Below are 17,722 nucleotides of genomic sequence, written 5' to 3'. Positions count from 1 at the left end.
GCCGGATGTTCGTGTTCGGGGATCAGCCCCGGTCCGCCGGGTTCGTCACGGTGGCCGCGGTGGTGCTGGCGGTCGGTGCGGCCGCGGCCGGCTTCTGGTGGCAGCACCGGCCCGCGCCGGCGACGACCGCCACCGGCGACCGGGCGGCGCCGGTGGAGATGCCGCAGCTCAGAGCCGGGTGTGATCCGAGCAGCAACGGCATGTACGCCTTCGTCGGCGACGCCGGCCCGGACGCGGTCAACGTGCGGATCCTGATGGCGAAGGCGCAGCACTGCCAACCACTGCTGGAACAGGACCCGCACCGCAGCAGGCCTGCCGTCACGCCGGAGGCCACCCGCGAGGCCGATGACATCGTCGCCGGCGTACACCTGGCAATGTGCCCTGACCCGGCGTCCTGCGCCGCGGCGCGTCCGCAGTCCCCCGGCGGCACCACCTTCGGCATCGTCCGGGCAGCGCTGATCGAGGCCGGCTATCCGGAGGCCGAGGTGCGGGAGGCCAGGTATCCGGGCGAGTCCGAGGGCAGCGGCATCGTCTACGGCGTCCACCTGCGCGCCCAGGCGGCCTGTCTGGTGTCGTTCGCCGTGCCGGGCCAGGGCGCCGCCCCGATGCAACCGGTCGGTGTGCTCGACGACGGCCGCTGCCTGCAGAGCGGCTGATCTCTCCACCACCTGTCGGCGTCATGTTGGGAGACCGTGTGAACATGTCGTACTGGAACACCGTCGGCGCGGCGAAGACCTTCACCCATCCCCTGCACCGGGAGTGGCTGGCGGACGTCGACCGGTCGGCGCGGGTGCTCGACTACGGGTGCGGGTACGGCCGGACCATGGCGGAGCTGAGCGATCTCGGCTTCAGCCGGGTCGCCGGTGCGGACATCTCCGCGGCGCTGATCGACCGGGGCCGCCACGACCGGCCGGACCTGCGTTTCGACCTGATCGCGTCGCCGCCGGCCGTGGACCGTCCGGCGGCGAGCTTCGACATGATTCTGCTGTTCGCCGTGCTCACCTGCGTCCCCGGCGACGAGGACCAGCGCGCGCTGGTCGCCGAGGTGCGGCGGCTCCTGGCGCCCGGCGGCCTGCTCTACGTCAGTGATCTCACGCTGCAGACGGACGAGCGGAGCCTTCTGCGGTACGCGCGTTCACCCGGCCCGCACGGGGTGTTCACCACCGGTGACGGCGCGGTCTGCCGTCATCACGAGGCCGGGCATCTGCGGCAGCTTCTCGCCGATTTTCACCTGATCGACCAGCGCCGGATCAGGGTGCCGACGATGAACGGTCACCAGGCCGAGGGGATCCAGGTGCTGGCGCGGGCGTAGCACCCTGTTCGGCGAGTTCGGCCAGCAGCGCGTGTACCCGATCGGGAGTCAGGTCTTCGCCCTGTTCCTCCCGTACCGCACTCAGGAACGCGAACTGTTCCGGGCTGAGGAGCATCATGCGGTCGACGTCCTCCGGTTCGTCCTCCAGGTCGGCCTCGATCTGGACGATCGCCGACCAGGACTGGGCCTCGCCGAACTGGAAGGCCGCGATCACCTCGGCCTCGCGCAGCAGCCCCGGGTCCTCGGTGCCGAGGTAGAAGGCACCGTCGGAGCGGGCGGTGTTCTCGTCGCGGCAGAAGACGCTCAGGTGGTCGCGGAGTTCGGCGGGCAGCACCGCGAGTTTCCGCTGCCACTGCGGCTCGACGCCGCGGACCGGCCCGGGTTCGAAGATCTCGCCGTGGGCGAGCATGGTGCCGGTGGCGGCGCGCATCGCGTCGAGCAGGGTGCCGTCGGTGTGCACCCGAAAATCGATCTCCGGGTACGCGCGGCGCAGCTTCCGCGGTTTCCAGTCACGGTCCACCAGGAGGCGGCCGAGTTCGACGCCGGACAGTCCGACGGCGAGTTCCGGCAGGTCGAGGGCGAGGGCCTCCTCGGGATCGCCGCTGCGGAACCACGACAGGCCGAGGTCGAGGCTCCAGTGCGGCGCGATCGGATCCCAGCTCCGGAACAGTTCGCCCAGGACCGAGATGCTCGGGTACGGCGGATGCACGATCTCGCCCCGGGTAAGTACCCCGGCGTCGAACGACCGCGCGAACAGTTCGCCGGACAGGTCGGAACACGAGTAGTACAACGCGTACGTCGCATCCCGGTCGAAATCGCCAAGCGGGCGTCCCAGGAGAATCGCGAACCCGGCTTCGTCGTTCATCACGCCGACAGACGATAGACAGCGTCGAGGCCCGGAAGAGACCGATTGGCGACGACTTCTGTCCTGACCCGGACGACCTATAGCGCTCACAGCCGGGGATGCGGGAGCATCGCCGCGTGCTTGCGACGATTGCGCTCATCGATGGCATGGCCGGGGAACTGACGTCGCTCTACTCCTGGCTTCAGCGTGACGACGACCTGCGTGGCCGGGTCCGGACGGTCCCTACCGCGGCACAGCCGGGTGAGATGGGTGGTGTCACCGAGATGGTGTCCGTGGCGCTCGGCAGCGGTGGCGCGGTCGCCGCGTTCGGCGGCGCTCTCACCTCCTGGTTGTCCGCACGCCGCACCACCGTGATCGTGGAGATCGCCGACGGCGAGCGGACCCGGCGTGTCGAGATCGACGCGACGAACGCCAGTGCGGCCGAGCGGCTGTTGTCACGAGCGGTCGAGTCGATGGGCGAACAGCGGTGACCGCCCGGCTGCCGGAACCGGGCCGGTCCCGGGCGCTGGTGATCGGGACGTCGCAGTTCATCAGCGACGCGATCAGTGACCTGCCGTCGGTGGGTGAAAACGTCGCCGCGGTGGCGCAGGCCCTGGCCGGGGTGATCGGTCCCGGACGGTGTCGGCAACTCGTTGATCCGCGTACTCCGGGCGAGGTCGGCCAGGCCCTCGACGAGGCCGTCGAGGGTGCCGAGGACACGGTGATCGTCTACTACGCCGGGCACGGATTCCTGACTCCCCGCGGGGTCCTCCATCTCGCCGTCGCCACCACCGATCCGGCTCGGGTCGCGTACACCGCGGTACCCGTCGACTGGCTGCGGCAGGCACTGGCCGAGGCTCCGGCGAAGAACCGGATCCTGATTCTCGACTGCTGCTTCTCCGGGCATGCCACGGCGGCCATGTCCGTCGCCCAGTCCGCAGTCACCGCCGCCCTCGACATCAGTGGCACCTACACCCTCGCCTCGGCGCCCGCGTACTCGACCGCCGTCGCACCGCCCGGTGAGCGCTTCACCGCCTTCACCGGGGAGCTGCTGAGGATCCTCCGGGAGGGCATTCCCGGCGCAGGTGGCCTGCTCTCACTCCATGACATCTACACCGCGCTCGTCCGCGGGCTGCACGCCCGCGGCATGCCCCGGCCGCAACAGAAGGGCACCGGCCTCGCCGATCTCCTGGCGCTTGGGCGCAACAACGTCGGCCGCAGCGACTCGGCTCCGACACTCGTCGAAGCTGTCGCGCCGAGCGAGGCGGAACCGGTGGACCGCGCCGCCCTGGAGAGGAATTTCCACCGGGCTCTGGTGCAGGGATATCAGGACATGAAACGCCAGATCAACTACAACGCCACCATCTATATCCAGATGATTTCCCGGCTCGGCGGACTCGGTGCGGCACGGCAGCTTCTGCACACGTCGTCGGTCTCCAGCGGCTTCACCACTCTCTGGGAGAAGAAACGCCTCGACCTCGCCGTCGAGGCGTTCGTCCTCCGTGAGCCGTGGAACACTTTGTTCACCGACGATGAGGTGCGCATCGCTCGCGAGCGGCTCGCCGAATACGGCTACCACCCCGACTGAGCTGTGCTCACGCCCGTAGACAGTAGAGGGCGTCGGGGGTCTTGGAAGAGAAGATCCTTCCGGTGTACGCGACGCCGGCCACGAATTCGTCAGCGGCGCATTGGCCTTTGTAATTGCCGGACGCGAAGTCGCCGCCCGGGTTGCCGGACGGACGGTTGTCGCCGCGGTCGAACCACACGGTGCGGCCGCTGCTGTTCGGGAGTCCGAGGGCGCCGCAGATCACGCTGGACATCGCCGCGCCGCGGACCGCGTATCCGATGACCGCCGATCCGGCGGGGCACTGCAGTTTCGTGTAGCCGGACGCCCAGTCGGTGGTGACGTTCTGCTCGCCGGTGACCACCTGTGTTCCGGTGAAGGCTCCGGCCGGGCCGTAACAGAGTCCACGGTTGCCGGTGTGGCCCATTCCGGCGAGGCGCTGGCCGTCCGGGCAGGCGGCCTTGCGCGCCCCGGAATCCCAGTCGCCTTGATTCCGCAGACGGGACGACGCCACGAAGTCGCCGTTGTCGGGGCTCAGCATCGACCAGGTCGGGGTGCTTTGCACGTGCCCCGTGAAGCCTGTGGCCGTGAGCAGGCGCGACCAGATCTCGGACCGCCAGTCCTGGGCGATCGTCCGTGTTCCGGCACGGTCCCAGAACAGCAGCGCCCAGCCGTTGGCGGCGCGTTGTTCCGACCAGCCGACCACCGGCCAGTAGGCGAAGTCCGCGTCGTGGCGGATCAGTTCGGCGACGAAGTTCGCGAACCAGGTCCGCTGCAGCGATCCGGCTGCCGCGTTGCCGTCCACGCCGAATTCGCTGATCCACACCGGGGCGGTGAAATGCTGGCCGGTTTCGGCGGAGACGAAGAACGCGTCGCGGTAGAGCACCTCCGTCAGTTCCGCCGGGCTCAGGTCCCGGTAGCGCGGGTCGGTGGTCTCGCCCACGCCGGAGGCGCCGCTGTGGTTCGGTCCGGTGTAGTCGTAGAAGTGCGCCGAGTACACCAGCTTTCCTGAGGTCACGAGCGTGTGGGACAGGGTGCGGACCGGTTTCAGGGTGGGGCGTTCGTGGGCGAATCCGTCGACCGGGATGCCGGTCCAGTTGATGCCCTCGACGATGATGAGCAGGTTCGGGTTGGCTTCGCGCAGAATGCGGTCGGCGGCGCGCTGGGACGCGGTGAACCAGTCGTGGTCGTTTCCCCAGCCCCAGTTCGGGTCGTCGAGGACAGTGCGGCGTACCTCGTTGTAGAGGTCGGCGCCGACGACCCGGGAATCGCCGGCGTAGCGGCGGGCCATCGTCACCCAGGTGTCCTCCCAGACCTGCGCGGTCTGCGAGGTGTTCCACCGTTCGTTGCCGTCGACGCCGCAGCACCAGCGGGTCGTGGTGGTGTGGTTGTTGAGGATGACGGCGAGTCCGCCGTCGGTGAGTGCGGCGACCACCCGGTCGTACACCTGCAGTGGCGTCATTCCGCGAAGCTGTGGATTGGCGGCGTCGGCGGCGTCGGTGACCGGCACGGTGTCGCGCACCATCTCGCTGGAGAACGGCAGCCGGACGCTGTTCAGCCCGATCTCGCGGAAACTGTCGACGATCGTGGTGAGCGGTGCGCGGTCGAGTCCGAGCGGAATGCGGTTGGCGTTCTCCCCGGCGTGGTGATTGGCATCGACGGCGGTGTCGCCGGAACCGTTCCAGGTGCCGCTGGCGCCGTGCCAGTTTCCGGAGCGCAGTTTGAACCGTTCGCCGTTGGCGTCGACGATGTAACGCCCGCGGGTGCTGAGCGGACCGGTCCAGGTCTCCGCGGCCTCGGCCCGCACCGGTGGTCCGCCGACGCCGAGAATCACGGCGATCATTGCCGCCAGAACCGTTCGCGCCATCCCCACCCCTTTCAAAGGTTTCTTGACAGTATGCGGTGATGGCTTCCGTGGGAGCGCTCCCGTAACATGCATGACATTGAAAAATGTCAATCAGGAGAGGTGTTTCCCGATGCGAAGAGCCCTGCTGGCCGCGCTCGTCACGCTCGCCGCCGTCGTTCTCCTGCCGACCCGCCCAGCCGCCGCGGCCGCATTGACCGAGGTCACCGGCTTCGGCACCAACCCGACCGGCCTGCGCATGCACCTCTACGTGCCGGACAACCGGCCCGCCGACCCGGCACTGCTGGTCGCCGTGCACTACTGCACCGGCTCCGGCCCGGCGTTCTTCTCCGGCACCGAGTTCCGGTCGCTCGCCGACCAGTACGGCTTCATCGTGATCTACCCGTCCACCGTCCGGAACGGCAACTGCTACGACGTCTCCAGCCCCGGCGCGCTGACCCACGACAGCACCAGCGACCCGGCCGGCATCGTGTCGATGGTCCGCTGGGTCCAGCAGAACTACGGCACCGACGCCGGCCGCACCTTCGTCACCGGCGCCTCGTCCGGCGCCATGATGACCAACGTGCTGCTCGGTGACTATCCCGACGTGTTCGCCGCCGGGTCCGCGTTCATGGGCGTGCCGTTCGGCTGTTTCGCCGCCACCGCCGGCGACCCCACCGACCCGGCCAACCAGGCCGGTTGGAACAGCACCTGCTCGTCCGGCCAGCTGATCAAGACGCCGGCCGCGTGGGGCGACCTGGTCCGCGCCGCCTACCCCGGGTACACCGGCAAACGGCCGCGGATGCAGGTCTTCCACGGCGCGACGGACACCGTTCTGGCGTACCCCAACCTCGGTGAAGAGATCAAACAGTGGACCGACGTGCTCGGCGTCAGCCAGACACCGGTCGCCACCGACACGCCGCAGGCCGGATGGACCCGCACCCGGTACGGCACGAACACCGTGCAGGCCCCGGTCGAGGCGATCAGCGTCGCCGGGGTCGGGCACTCACTGCCCCTGACCGGCATGGCGAAGATGGCGATCTCCTTCTTCGGCCTGGACAGCGGCGGCACGACCACGCCGCCCCCGACCGGTGCCTGCACCGCGACGATCTCGCTCAATTCGTGGACCGGTGGATTCGTCGCGACGGTGAAGGTGACCGCCGGATCGTCCGCCCTCACCGGCTGGACAGTCGGCCTGACCCTGCCGTCCGGCAGCGCCGTGACCAGCACCTGGAACGCCGTCGCCACCGGCAGCACGTTCCGCAACGCCACCTACAACGGACAGGTCCCGGCCGGCGGCAGCACCGAGTTCGGCTTCCAGGGCACCGGCACCGGCCCGACGGCGACACCCACCTGCCAGGCCTCCTGACGACTGTCACGTTTCCCGGTGGCACGCCGTCCCTGTCCCGTGCACACCGCCTACTTGATCACCACCGTCATCGCCGCGGTCTTCACCGCCACCGCGGCAGTCTTCTACCTGATCGGACACGAGTACCCGAAAGCCCAGGCCGACATGAAGCGGATCCCGCGCCGCTTCGTGCCGGTCCTCGGCCTGCTGCTGGCCGCCGGCTCGCTGGGGCTGGTGGCCGGCCTCGCCGTCCCGTGGCTGGGCACCCTGGCCGCGGCCGGGCTGGTGCTGTACTTCACCGGTGCGCTGATCGCGCATCTGCGGGTCGGTTCGCGCAATCTTCTCGGCTGGTTCATCTTCTTCGTGACGGTGACCACGACGCTGGTGCTCACCGTGGCCTACCACTACGGATCGTGACGCAGATCGCGGGTGGGTGCCCTCTCAGGGCACCCCTGTCCGGCCCTTCTCCGGCCTACCGTGGTACGCGACACCTCTCGACAAGGAGACTCCATGTTCCGCAGGCTCGCCGCCCGCATCGCTTTCCGGCTGCAGGCCACCGCCGAGATCAACGAGCTGACCCGCGACCACCGGCGCGAGGCCCTCGTCGCCGCGTCGATGGTGCCCGGCCCGTCGGCCCTGCCGCTGCTGTTCCGCCGCGCCCCGCAGGTCCCGGTTCCCACCCGCGACCCACGCTTCTAGGAGCCCGCTAGACTCGGCGACTCTGTCCGGTTTCACGTTCATCGAAGTGGCTAGGTATGTCCCTCTACAGCACCCAGCGTCTGACCACACTCCGCATGATCGTGACCGGTGGCGGCACCGGTGGGCACACGTATCCCGCGCTGACCACGATCCACGAGCTGCAGGCCCGGCTCGCCGAGGTCGGCACCACCCCGCAGCTGCTGTGGGTCGGTGTCGCGACCGGGCTCGAAGCGAAGATCGCCGAACGCAACGGCATCCCGTTCAAGGCGGTCGTCACCGGCAAGCTGCGGCGCTCCGTCTCGCCCCGTGACCTGTGGCGCAACTTCGTCGACGCGTTCCGGATCCCGATCGGCATCGCCCAGGCCGCGTTCACCGTCGCCCGGACCCGTCCCGCCGTCGTGCTCAGCACCGGCGGTTTCGTCTCGGTGCCGATCGGCCTGGCCGCCGCCGCGTTCCGGGTGCCGTACCTTCTGCACGAACAGACCCTCGGCCTCGGCCTGGCGAACCGGATCCTCGCCCAGGTCGCCACCCGGGTCCTGCTCAGCCACGAGGCCTCGCTCGCCCACCTCTCCGAGCGGGTCCGCCGCCGGGCCGTCGTCACCGGCAACCCGATCCGGCCCGCGGTGCTGCAGGGTGACCCGGGCAAGGGGCTGGCCGCCTACGGCCTCGACCCGTCGGTCCCGCTGGTGCTGGTCACCGGTGGCGCGCTCGGCGCCCAGCAGATCAACCGGATGGTCTCCGAGGCGCTGCCCGGCCTGCTCCCCCACTGCCAGATCGTCCACCAGTGCGGCAGCCTCAACTACGCGGACATGCAGCAGGCCGCCGCCCAGTTGCCGCCGCACCTGGCGGCTCGTTACCGGGTCGTCGAGTTCATCCACGACGAGCTGCCCGACCTGCTGGCCGCGGCCGCCATCGTCATCGCGCGCAGCGGCGCCGGCACGGTCGCCGAGCTCACCGCCCTCGGCAAGGCGTGCATCCTGGTGCCGTACCCGCATGCGGCCGGTGACGAGCAGCGCATCACCGCCCGTCACCTCGCCGAGCAGGGCGCGGCCCGCATGCTCGACGGCGACCAGGTCAGCGCGCAGCACCTGTTCACCGAGGTCACCAGCCTGCTCGCCGACCCCCGGCAGCGCGACGCGCTGGCGCAGGCCGCCCGCAAGCACGGCCGCCCCGACGCCGCCCACCAGGTCGTCACCGAGATCCTGGCCGCCACCGCGCAGCCGAAAGGATAGGGCTCAGACCACACCGGTACGGACGGCGAAGTCCCGCAGCCCGGACATACCCCGAGCCGCTGGGGACGACAGCAGGTCGCGAGTGAGCTGCTGAGCCCACGGCCGGCAGCGGACCTCCTCCGGAGCATCCTGCTCGGCGGAACGTAAGGCCGTGAACGCCTCGTACGGACGGCCCCGGCCGTGCAACGCCAGCGCGGTGTCCTCCCAGTAGCGGGCCTGCCGCTCGGCGTCGGCGATCGATCGCGGGTCGACCCGCCGGGCGAAGTCGACCGCGGCTCCGTAATCGCCGAGCTTGCGGGCGACGCTGATCCGGTAGACGGCGACCTCAGTGCCGTTGAACGCGGCCGCCCCGCCGGCCACCGCGGCCGCCTGTCCGGCCTCGGCGAGCAGCTCCCAGGCCGCGTCCCGGTCGTCACGGACCGCTGCGGTGTAGGCGGCGACGGCGAGCATCCGGCCGTAGGCGGCCCGGGTCGCGGCGTCCCGGCGCGGAACGTCGTCCCGAAGCCGGGCCGCGGCGGCGAGCACCAGTTGCTGGGCGCTGTCACCGTGACCGGCACGCCGGAGGACCGTGGCGGCCAGCCGCCGGCTCTCCGCCATCATCAGTGGGTCGGTTCCGGTGCCGGCGGCTCGCTGTGCACGGTCCGCGGCGACGCAGGCCAGGCTGTCGTCATGCAGTTTGAGAAGCAGCTGAGCGGCGACGACATACGCCTCGGAGAGCTGGTCGGACGCTGCGGCGATCTCGCTGAGACCGGCGGCGTCCCGGCCCGCATGGGCCTGAGCAAGCAACCTCGGCAGCCGCCGGGCGAGCCGACTGTAGCGTGCGGCCCGGTAGTCACCCCGGGCGGCTGCGAGTTGCGCCGCGAGTTGGCGGCCCGGCAGCGGTTCCGCGACGACACGGCCGAAGAGCACATCCGGGATCGAGTGCCCTGCCGGAGTCGCGTCGGCAGGGGACGATCCCGGAAGGACTGCCGACACCCCGGCCACCGCAGCCCCGGCAAGGAAGTTGCGTCGTTGCACGTCGTCGCCCCCTCTGTCCACTGTCTTCGCCAGGTTAGACCTCGGGGACATCGCAGACGGGGCAGGCAGGCCGAACAATCGCAGAGGTACCCCGTAGAGGTCAGCGATGTTGCGCAACTCGGCTTCATCACGAATGGGCCGACGCCGGTTCTCCAGCCGCGACAGCGTCGACGCCGAATAGCCGCTGGCTGCGCTGAGCTGCTCGAGCGTCAACCCGGCGGCGGCCCGGGCACTGCGCAGGATGGTGGCGTATTCGCCGGCGCGAGAAGCCTGCAGAATTGCCGGGTTCGTCGTCCAGGAGAGTGCGGTCACGGCCCGCTCCGTTCGACGCCCGGGACTCTCACCGTCGCGCGCCTCATGCGAATCACGCAAGAGACTTGCACAGAAGTCGGCATGCCTGGTTTCCCGCACCGGTCGGCTGGTCTTCTCACGTCAAGGCTCGCGACGGCGTACCCCGGCGAAGGGAATCGTGATGACCGACTTGACGACATCCAGCAGGCCAGAGGGCGGTCCTTCGGTCGCCCGCGCCGTGCTGCTGGCCGGAGGCAGTTTCGCAACCGCGATCGGCAGCATCCTCGGCGCCGCCGGAGTGTGGGGGCTGGGAGAACGCGTCGTCCTTCAGTCTCTGGTCGCGCTGTGCGTGATCACGGCGGTGACCATGACGGCCGCAGCGCGGGTTGCCGACCGGCGATCCGGCTGTGGGAGATGACAGACGGGCGGCGGGCGCCATTGCCCGCCGCCCGTGGCCCGTACCCGGCGATCTGCTTGAATGTCCGGACCATGAGAGGCCGTTACGCCAATCTCCGGCGCATCCAAGATCTTGACCCGGACGTCGACTTCGCGGACATCTATCGGCAGATGGTGCTGGTGGAGTTCCCCTTCGACATGAAGCTGGGCCTCAACCAGGGCTTCAACCGGTCGTTCTCCACCCCGTCCATCGCCCGCATCCTGGCCGGGACCGGTGAGCTCACCGAACGGACCCGCAAGAGGCGTGACGACACCGGCCTGCTGATGTACGAGATGGTCATCCACGGCCTGGACCATCCGCGCAGCCGCGAGGCGATCCGCCGGATCAACCGGATCCACCGTCCGTACCGCGACCAGCCCGCCGACGAGTACCTCTATGTGCTCGCCTGCTGCGTGGTGATCCCGCTGCGCTGGCTGGACAGGTACGCGTGGCGAGAACCGTGCTGTCACGAACGGCAGGCCACGTTCCGCTTCTACGCGGAACTCGGCCGCCTGATGCACGTGCCGGTCCCGGACACCCTGGACGAGCTGACCGGCTGGTTCGACGCCTACGACGCCGAGCACCTGGTCCCGAACCCGGAGGCCGCCGCGATCGAGCGGGCCAACGCGGGCATGCTCGGCGGGTTCGCCCGGCTGATCGTCGGCGCCACGTACGACGACCGGCTGCGGGCCGCGACCAGTGCCGCCACCCCACCGCGGCTGGTCAGGGTGGCGGTCGATCGCGGGTTGCGGGCCCGGTCCCTGCTGATCCGCCACCTCGGCACCCCGCGCACGGCCGGCCGTTTCGAGGGCGGATTGACCGCACCGAGCTACCCGGACGGTTACGAGATCAGCGACCTGGGGCCGGCCGGCTCAGGTGAAGGACGGCACGACATGCTCGACGAACCGGACCGGTGACGCCTCGTCTCATCGCGGGGCGAGCACCGGGATGCCCCGGTAGCCGCGGGCGTCGTGGGCGGGCACGATCTGGTAGCGGTCGGCGATCGCGATGATCCGGGCAAGGTCGGCGCGGACCTGCCGGGCGTCGCTGTCGGCGAGGTAGCGCATCAGCAGGGGTCGTTCGGCGTGCTCGGTGATGCCGTCGAGTTGCCAGGTGAGGTCGCCGATGAAGGCGTACCGGCGATCGCCGGGCGCGGTGACGAAGACGATGATCGACCCGGTGGTGTGCCCGGCGGCGGGGACGATCACGACGGAGCCGTCGCCGTAGACGTCGTGGCTGGCCGGGAACCCGAGATGGGCGGGGCCGTCGAACCGGTACGTCCGCAGCTCGTGCCCCGCGGCGACGGTTGCGAAGACCCGGTCGGAGGTCGCCTTGCGGGCGTAGGCGAGTTCGTCGTCGTTGATCCACACCGGTACGTCGAGCGAGTCGAGTCCGCTGACGTGGTCCCAGTGGGTGTGGGTGACCAGGACGCCGAGGAGCCGGGACCGGTCGTAGCCGTGGGCGTCGAGCTGCGCGGCCGCGGTGGGGCCGAGGGTGTGCGCGGACCGGCGGTAGAAGGGCAGTGAGGCGATGTGGGCGCCGGCGTCCCGGCCGAATCCGGCGTCGATCAGCAGGTCTCCGTCCGGGTGCTCGATCAGCACGGCGGTGGCGGTGAAGTCGCGCCGGTCCCGGAAGGAGCCGCCGCGGACCGCGAGCGCGGCGGGTGTGGCGTACGTCCCGGTGGGGAGTTGCGTGATCGTCATCCCGACTTTGTTGGTCATGCCGTTCACTATTGCACAACCTGTTCAGTAGTTACCATGGCGGTTGTGAACGATCAGGCAGTGGCCGAAGACCCGAGAATCGTGCGGACCAAACGCGACGTGATCGAAGCGGTGACCGCCCTGCTGCTGGACGAGGGCTGGGACGCCGTCACGCACGCCGCGGTCGCCGCCCGGTCCGGATATGCGAAGGGCACCGTCTACGCCCACTGGCCCAGCCGGCTCGACCTGGTACGCGCGGCGATCGAACACATCTGCGACGCCGCCGACCACCCGGCGCCGACCGGGGACCTGCGCGCCGACCTGCGGACCGCACTCCTCGACTTCGCCACCGACCTCACCGAACGGCGCCTCGACCGCCTCCTCGCCGGCGTCGTCGAACGTTCCGGGCACGGCGAGGTCATGCGGTCCCTGCGGCGCCGGCTCTACGAGACCGGGACGAGCGGCCTGCGCGCGATCCTCGCCGAGCACCTGGATCCGGACGACATCGCCCCGGCCCTCGCCCAGCTCACCGGGGCGGTCCTGGTCCGCGTCACGTACGAGGGCGAACCCGCCACCGAGGACTTCGTCGACGACCTCATCCGGCGGGTCCTGCAGTCCTCGGAGTGACCGGCGACGCTCCGGATCACCACACGCGACGCGGCCTTCCGCCCCATCGAGGCCGGAGGAGAACTCTCACCGTGGGCCGCCTGTCGGCAATCCGATTCGCCGGGCGCCGTGCGCGGGCGGTGGCGCGGCGAGGACCAGGCGATTCTCTCGATCCCTTTCCGGGGTACGCGTAAAGCGACGTCCCCGCCCTTGCCCGCCCCTGGTACCTCTTCATTTTTCCGGATCGGCTCACGGGGGTGGCCGATCGGCGTGTCGTCCATGCCGGCCTGGTCCTCCGCGTCTGCCGACGACGCGCCAGGGGGATTGATGAGAACCGTCGCACGGATCACTCTCGCCGCCACCGCCGCGGCTTGCACCACCGCTGTACTCACCGGGCCCGCACTCGCGGCGTCCACCGTCACCACCCTTCCGTTCACCGCACCGGCCGATGTGGTCGCCACCGCCGGCCGGGTGTTCGTCAGTGGTGGCCGCACCGCCACCCAGATCGCCGTGACCGACGCCGCCGGGGTGGTGACCGGCAGCCTCGACAACCTGCCCGGACCGACCGACCTGCAGCTGAGCCTGGACCGCCGGACCCTGTTCGCCGCGCTGCCGTCCGCGAACGCGATCGTCGCGTTCGACACCGGAACGTTGCGGGAGACGGCCCGCTACACCACCGGCCCCTGCCCGGAGACCCTCGCCGTCACCGGCCGGCATCTGTGGTTCGGGTACGGCTGCGGCCAGTGGGACAGTGACCTCGGCCGGGTCGACCTGCGCGGCAGTGCGGGCACGGTGACCCTCGAGCTGGCGGGACAGAAGTTCTTCACCCCGCCGCTGCTGGCCACCGCCCGAGCGAACCCCGGCATCCTGCTCGTCAGCGACTACGGCCTCAGCCCGGCCCGGCTGTGGGCCTACACCGTCAGCACGGGCGGCGTGCTCGGCCCTGCCGGGCCCGGCTCCTACGACCCGGCCCGCGGTGACGTGTTCGACCTGGCGCTCGCGCCGGGCGGCCGGACCGCATACGCGGCCGGGGCCTACCGGGTGCAGCGGTACGCCGTCACGGACCTCACCCAGCAGACCGGCGCGTACGAGACCGGCCCGTTCCTGCAGGCGATGGAACTCACCGACAGCGGCACCCTGCTGGCCACCGCCGTCGAGGGCGCCGAGGTGGGCCGGCATCTGCTCGTCTACCGAGCCGGCGGCACGCTGCTCTCCGACACCACCCTGGCCGGCTCGACCGGTGCGATCGTTGCCGGCGCTCTGACCTGGTCACCGGATACCCGGCGGCTCTACACCGTCACCTACGACGCCACCGAGCCCGCCGACCGGGCCGAACTGCACGTCGTCACCCGCTGACCGCCCCGGGCCGATGGGGGCCTCCCCCGATCCGGTGGTTACCGGATCGGGGGACAGCGAGCACAATCGATGGTCCGGCCAGGGTGCGAGGTGGTGACGACGATGCTCCGGATCACGACCCGGAACGCCGCCTTCCAACAGTGGCTCGCGCTGACAACCAACCGCACCAAGCGCCACCGGTCCGGCGAATTCCTGGTCCAGGGGGTACGCCCGATCAGCCTCGCAGTCCGGCACGGCTGGCACGTTCGTACCCTCATCCAGGGTGAAGGAGATCTCTCACCGTGGGCGAACGACGTCCTGGACCAGGCCGGTGACGCCACCCGGGTGCGCCTGTCCCCGGAGCTGATCCGGGAGCTCGGCGGCAAGGATCAGGAGGTCCCGGAGCTGCTCGCCGTCGTCGGGCAGCCCGCCGACGACCTCGACCGGATCCCGGTCCGCCCCGGCCTGCCGCTCGTGGTCTTCGACCGGCCGACCAGCCCCGGCAACATCGGCACGCTGATCCGCTCCGCCGACGCCCTCGGCGCGTCCGGCGTGATCACCACCGGGCATGCGGCCGACCCCTACGACCCCAAGGCCGTACGCGCCAGCACCGGCTCCCTCTTCGCCGTGCCGGTCGTACGCGCGCCCGGTCACCGCGAGGTGCTCGCCTGGGCTTCATCGCTACACGCCGTGAACCCCGTCATCGTCGGCACCGACGAGCACGGCAGCCACGACATCACCGCGCACGACTTCACCGGCCCCACCATCGTCGTGATCGGCAACGAGACACACGGCCTGAGCGCGGCCTGGCGGGAGTCCTGCGACCGCATGCTGCGCATCCCGATCGGAGGCTCCGCCAGCTCCCTCAACGCGGCGGCCGCCGGCACGATCGTCCTGTACGAGGCGGCCCGGCAGCGGGCGCTCACCGGGTGACGGCCCCTCCCAGGACCCGGCCCCGCAGACGAGCCAGCCCCCACAACGTCCACAACAGCACCGGAACCGTCACCAGCAGGACAAGCCCGGCGTACACCGCCCACACCCCGGCGAGTGTCGGGCCGCCCCAGGCAGTGCGGTAGCCCTCGAAACCGTGCCACCCGCATCGGGCCACCGATCGATACCGAACCGGCAGCCGCCGGCAATGCGATCACCGCGTGCCCCATCCGCCGCCAGGTCCCGGCACCATAGGCCCCGGTCCGGCAAGAAGGGGAAAGACACCCATCTTCACCCGGGGCTCTCCCCCAGCCCCAGCACCAGCGGGTGCGGCAGCCAGGACCGGTGTTCCGCACCGGCGACAATTCATAGCCACGTCTACCAGTTCTTTTGCCTGCCGTCCCAGTTCGTCGCACGCAACCAGTCGCCCAAGGTCATCAGGTTCGGGTGCAGCTTTCGCAGAGCGTCGATGTCACGGTCACCGGCGGCGATGTTCCGACTCTGGAAGAACTGGAACATGGCCGCGAAGTCATGGCCGGTCCCGGGGATGGCGTCGCGCAGGGTAGTGAGCGGCAACGGCTGGTAGGCCGATGGGACTCCGGTGACGCGTTCGAAGACGGACGCTATCTGCTGCCCGGTGAGGCTGTCGCCCACCACGGCCAGGTCCCGTTCGCCCCAGCTCTGCCAGGAGTCGAACATGTGGCTGACGAACCACGCGATGTCGTCCAGTGCGATCAAGGGCCATGTGCCGTCGCCGAGGGCGAGCGTGAACAGCATGCCGTGCCGGCCGTCGGGCAGTGGGCCCTCCTGTGGCGCGAGAAGATACAGGTTCTCGAAGTACGGTGCCGTCACGAGCACCGACACGTGCTCGGTGTACCAGCCGTCCTCTTCTTGACGCATCATCTCGTGCGCACGCATGAGATTGATGTGCGCAGCGACAGCCGCCTTCGTGTCGTAATGGGGGACCGGATTGGTTCCCCCGGTCAGCGTGGCGGCCGCGTCGAGCGACGACCAGATGAAGCGATCCACGCCGGCCGCACGGGCCGCCTCGAGCAGGTCGATGCCCTGCCGGTACTCGGTGAGCACGTCGGCCGCGGCGAAGAAGTTGGTGTTGGCGAAGACACGGTCGACGCGGCGCATGACGGCCGCGTCCAGGGCGTCGGAAATCAGGGTGACCCGGCCGGCACCGAGTTCGGCCAACCGTACCGCCCTGGGCGAGGCTGGATCGCGGGTCGGAACGACGAGCAGATCGTCGGAGGTCGCCAGGAGGCGGCGTACCACGCTGCTGCCCATCGCACCGGTGCCGCCGACCACCAGGACAGTTCGTGCGGAGTTCGAAGATCGCATGACGACCAAGCTAGAAGGGCGCTCGGAACCGATTGGTAACGTCGAGCGATGTATGGATGCGCACCCAGCGGCTTCGTGTCGGACTGCCCGGCCCGGCTCGCCATCGAGATTCTCAGCGACAAGTGGGCGGTACCGGTCGTCTGGTCGCTCAGCCGGGGTCCGCTGCGTCACGGTGAGATCGCCGACGTGATCCATGGCGTCTCCCGCAAAGTACTCACCCAGACCCTGCGCCGCTTGCAAGGCCATGGTCTCGTCGCGAGCGAGGCCGGGCCGCAGGCCGGATATCGCCTGACAGAGCTGGGAGCAACCCTGATCGAGCCGATCCGGGTCCTGACCGACTGGTCAGCGCAGCACGGCGGGGCCGTGGTCGACTTTCATGAGGCGGCCGCGGCCCTTTAGAAAAGCTGTACAGGATCACGAGAAGCAACCCGGCCGATCACAGCGCGCCCGGTCACCGCACGGGCTGGACGATTTCCGTCTCCCACGTCGCCGGGTCCGGGCGTTCCCCCGGATCGGTCAGGTACGTCTCCCAAGGCGCTCCTGCCGCGGACAGCCCCTGGTCACGAATCCACCTCTCGATTCGCTGGTAGGACTCGGGCAGGCTGTCGTAGGGTCCGCGATGGATGGTCACCACTGCTCGACCCGGTGGAATGACGAGCGCCTCGATCCCGTCAGCGAGTGCCGTTGACGGAGGCTCGACGACGGTGATGCCGCTCTCGATGGTCAGCGACCCCATCCCTACTTCCGGATAGCGGGCGAACGGCGGCCCGGCGATAGCCAGCCCATGCTGCTGGGCGTAGTCGAACACCACCGGCAGACACTCGGCGAGCGCAGTCGCGATCTCGTCGCGCGTGACCCGGCGGCGAATCACGAGGGCGTGGACGGTGGGCAGGTCACGAACCGAGATGTCGAGGGGCACAGCGGGTTTCCTCTCGATGATGCTGATGCGGTAGAGGCTGATGCAGGGCGCCGTCGAACTCACGGTCGAGGCGTGCACGGCGGCGATGTGCTGGCCGGCCACGTTCAGCCCGCGGGCACGGTAGCGCTGCGGACTACGACCGAGGTGGCGGGTGAAGGCCCGGGTGAAGACCTCTTGACTTCTCCCCGCCCTAAAGGACGGGGATTCCGGCGGTCGCCCGCCGGGTTTCCTGCTTCACAGCCGACCGCCCCGAACGGAGATTCCCCCGTTGAGGTCTTACACCAGCTCCACAGGCAGAC

Annotated in this window: 21 protein-coding genes; 14 read left to right on the top strand and 7 right to left on the bottom strand. The window is 70.0% G+C overall.

Going from position 1 to position 17,722, the window contains the following annotated elements; translation table 11 throughout:
* Positions 1-5 precede the first annotated feature (5 nt).
* Both QSK32_RS40950 and QSK32_RS40945 read left to right on the top strand, forming a co-directional pair.
* Positions 6-656, top strand: a complete 651-nt coding sequence (locus tag QSK32_RS40950; protein ID WP_157411158.1) for a hypothetical protein — start codon at positions 6-8, stop codon at positions 654-656.
* Positions 657-700: 44 nt separating this feature from the next.
* Positions 701-1,312 (top strand): class I SAM-dependent methyltransferase, encoded by a 612-nt coding sequence (locus tag QSK32_RS40945; protein ID WP_285474989.1) that lies wholly within the window; start codon positions 701-703, stop codon positions 1,310-1,312.
* Here QSK32_RS40945 and QSK32_RS40940 read toward each other — a convergent pair.
* On the bottom strand, positions 1,251-2,180 hold the full coding sequence (locus QSK32_RS40940; protein ID WP_157411157.1) for a hypothetical protein: 930 nt from the start codon (positions 2,178-2,180) through the stop codon (positions 1,251-1,253). The genes QSK32_RS40945 and QSK32_RS40940 overlap by 62 nt on opposite strands.
* Positions 2,181-2,293: 113 nt before the next feature.
* Between QSK32_RS40940 and QSK32_RS40935 the strand changes: the two genes are divergently transcribed.
* Positions 2,294-2,647 carry an effector-associated constant component EACC1 gene (locus QSK32_RS40935; protein ID WP_157411156.1) on the top strand — a complete coding sequence of 118 codons (354 nt, stop codon included), beginning with the start codon at positions 2,294-2,296 and terminating at the stop codon, positions 2,645-2,647.
* Complete coding sequence (locus tag QSK32_RS40930; RefSeq protein ID WP_285474988.1) at positions 2,644-3,744, top strand: caspase family protein; 1,101 nt, start codon at positions 2,644-2,646, stop codon at positions 3,742-3,744. The genes QSK32_RS40935 and QSK32_RS40930 overlap by 4 nt, the downstream gene beginning before the upstream one ends.
* A 7-nt stretch (positions 3,745-3,751) precedes the next feature.
* Here QSK32_RS40930 and QSK32_RS40925 read toward each other — a convergent pair whose 3' ends face one another.
* Positions 3,752-5,587: a glycoside hydrolase family 5 protein gene (locus QSK32_RS40925; protein ID WP_285474987.1), complete on the bottom strand. Its 1,836-nt coding sequence runs from the start codon at positions 5,585-5,587 to the stop codon at positions 3,752-3,754.
* Between the two features lie 109 nt (positions 5,588-5,696).
* On the opposite strand from QSK32_RS40925, the gene QSK32_RS40920 reads away from it, so the two are divergent.
* The 4 genes from QSK32_RS40920 to QSK32_RS40905 all read left to right on the top strand — a co-directional run bounded on the left by QSK32_RS40920 (position 5,697) and on the right by QSK32_RS40905 (position 8,842).
* Positions 5,697-6,932 carry an extracellular catalytic domain type 1 short-chain-length polyhydroxyalkanoate depolymerase gene (locus QSK32_RS40920; RefSeq protein WP_045743881.1) on the top strand — a complete coding sequence of 412 codons (1,236 nt, stop codon included), beginning with the start codon at positions 5,697-5,699 and terminating at the stop codon, positions 6,930-6,932.
* A 39-nt stretch (positions 6,933-6,971) separates the two neighbouring features.
* A complete protein-coding gene (locus QSK32_RS40915; RefSeq protein WP_045743880.1) occupies positions 6,972-7,328 on the top strand; it encodes a DoxX family protein in 357 nt (118 codons plus the stop codon).
* A gap of 93 nt (positions 7,329-7,421) precedes the next feature.
* The gene (locus tag QSK32_RS40910; protein WP_045743879.1) at positions 7,422-7,610 is read left to right on the top strand and encodes a hypothetical protein; all 189 of its coding nucleotides are present in this window, start codon (positions 7,422-7,424) and stop codon (positions 7,608-7,610) included.
* A 56-nt stretch (positions 7,611-7,666) separates the two neighbouring features.
* Positions 7,667-8,842: a UDP-N-acetylglucosamine--N-acetylmuramyl-(pentapeptide) pyrophosphoryl-undecaprenol N-acetylglucosamine transferase gene (locus QSK32_RS40905; RefSeq protein WP_045743878.1), complete on the top strand. Its 1,176-nt coding sequence runs from the start codon at positions 7,667-7,669 to the stop codon at positions 8,840-8,842.
* Positions 8,843-8,845: 3 nt separating this feature from the next.
* On the opposite strand, the gene QSK32_RS40900 is transcribed toward QSK32_RS40905, so the two are convergent.
* Positions 8,846-10,171 carry a helix-turn-helix domain-containing protein gene (locus QSK32_RS40900; protein WP_285474986.1) on the bottom strand — a complete coding sequence of 442 codons (1,326 nt, stop codon included), beginning with the start codon at positions 10,169-10,171 and terminating at the stop codon, positions 8,846-8,848.
* Positions 10,172-10,331: 160 nt separating this feature from the next.
* Here QSK32_RS40900 and QSK32_RS40895 point away from each other — a divergent pair, with 160 nt between their 5' ends.
* Both QSK32_RS40895 and QSK32_RS40890 read left to right on the top strand, forming a co-directional pair.
* On the top strand, positions 10,332-10,568 hold the full coding sequence (locus QSK32_RS40895; protein ID WP_157411155.1) for a hypothetical protein: 237 nt from the start codon (positions 10,332-10,334) through the stop codon (positions 10,566-10,568).
* Positions 10,569-10,639: 71 nt separating this feature from the next.
* Positions 10,640-11,503, top strand: a complete 864-nt coding sequence (locus QSK32_RS40890; RefSeq protein WP_045743876.1) for an oxygenase MpaB family protein — start codon at positions 10,640-10,642, stop codon at positions 11,501-11,503.
* A gap of 9 nt (positions 11,504-11,512) precedes the next feature.
* Here QSK32_RS40890 and QSK32_RS40885 read toward each other — a convergent pair whose 3' ends face one another.
* The gene (locus QSK32_RS40885; RefSeq protein WP_285474985.1) at positions 11,513-12,307 is read right to left on the bottom strand and encodes an MBL fold metallo-hydrolase; all 795 of its coding nucleotides are present in this window, start codon (positions 12,305-12,307) and stop codon (positions 11,513-11,515) included.
* Between the two features lie 45 nt (positions 12,308-12,352).
* Between QSK32_RS40885 and QSK32_RS40880 the strand changes: the two genes are divergently transcribed.
* The 3 genes from QSK32_RS40880 (at position 12,353) to QSK32_RS40870 (ending at position 15,160) form a co-directional block, all read left to right on the top strand.
* Positions 12,353-12,913, top strand: coding sequence for a TetR/AcrR family transcriptional regulator (locus QSK32_RS40880; RefSeq protein WP_285474984.1), 561 nt, complete (start codon positions 12,353-12,355; stop codon positions 12,911-12,913).
* A gap of 306 nt (positions 12,914-13,219) precedes the next feature.
* Positions 13,220-14,248, top strand: a complete 1,029-nt coding sequence (locus QSK32_RS40875) for a YncE family protein (protein ID WP_045743873.1) — start codon at positions 13,220-13,222, stop codon at positions 14,246-14,248.
* A gap of 93 nt (positions 14,249-14,341) precedes the next feature.
* Positions 14,342-15,160 (top strand): TrmH family RNA methyltransferase, encoded by an 819-nt coding sequence (locus tag QSK32_RS40870; RefSeq protein ID WP_157411154.1) that lies wholly within the window; start codon positions 14,342-14,344, stop codon positions 15,158-15,160.
* Here the strand turns inward: QSK32_RS40870 and QSK32_RS40865 are convergent.
* Both QSK32_RS40865 and QSK32_RS40860 read right to left on the bottom strand, forming a co-directional pair.
* Entirely contained in the window at positions 15,150-15,335 is a 186-nt protein-coding gene (locus tag QSK32_RS40865; RefSeq protein WP_285474983.1) for a hypothetical protein, read from the bottom strand. The genes QSK32_RS40870 and QSK32_RS40865 overlap by 11 nt on opposite strands.
* A 200-nt stretch (positions 15,336-15,535) precedes the next feature.
* Positions 15,536-16,471, bottom strand: a complete 936-nt coding sequence (locus QSK32_RS40860; RefSeq protein ID WP_285474982.1) for an NmrA family NAD(P)-binding protein — start codon at positions 16,469-16,471, stop codon at positions 15,536-15,538.
* Positions 16,472-16,552: 81 nt separating this feature from the next.
* On the opposite strand from QSK32_RS40860, the gene QSK32_RS40855 reads away from it, so the two are divergent.
* Positions 16,553-16,903 (top strand): winged helix-turn-helix transcriptional regulator, encoded by a 351-nt coding sequence (locus QSK32_RS40855; protein ID WP_285474981.1) that lies wholly within the window; start codon positions 16,553-16,555, stop codon positions 16,901-16,903.
* Between the two features lie 52 nt (positions 16,904-16,955).
* Here QSK32_RS40855 and QSK32_RS40850 read toward each other — a convergent pair whose 3' ends face one another.
* A complete protein-coding gene (locus tag QSK32_RS40850; RefSeq protein WP_285474980.1) occupies positions 16,956-17,525 on the bottom strand; it encodes a GyrI-like domain-containing protein in 570 nt (189 codons plus the stop codon).
* Positions 17,526-17,722 lie beyond the last annotated feature (197 nt).

Source organism: Actinoplanes sp. NBRC 101535 (assembly GCF_030269225.1).
Lineage (GTDB): Bacteria > Actinomycetota > Actinomycetes > Mycobacteriales > Micromonosporaceae > Actinoplanes > Actinoplanes rectilineatus.
This window is presented reverse-complemented; position numbering and strand designations above follow the sequence as displayed.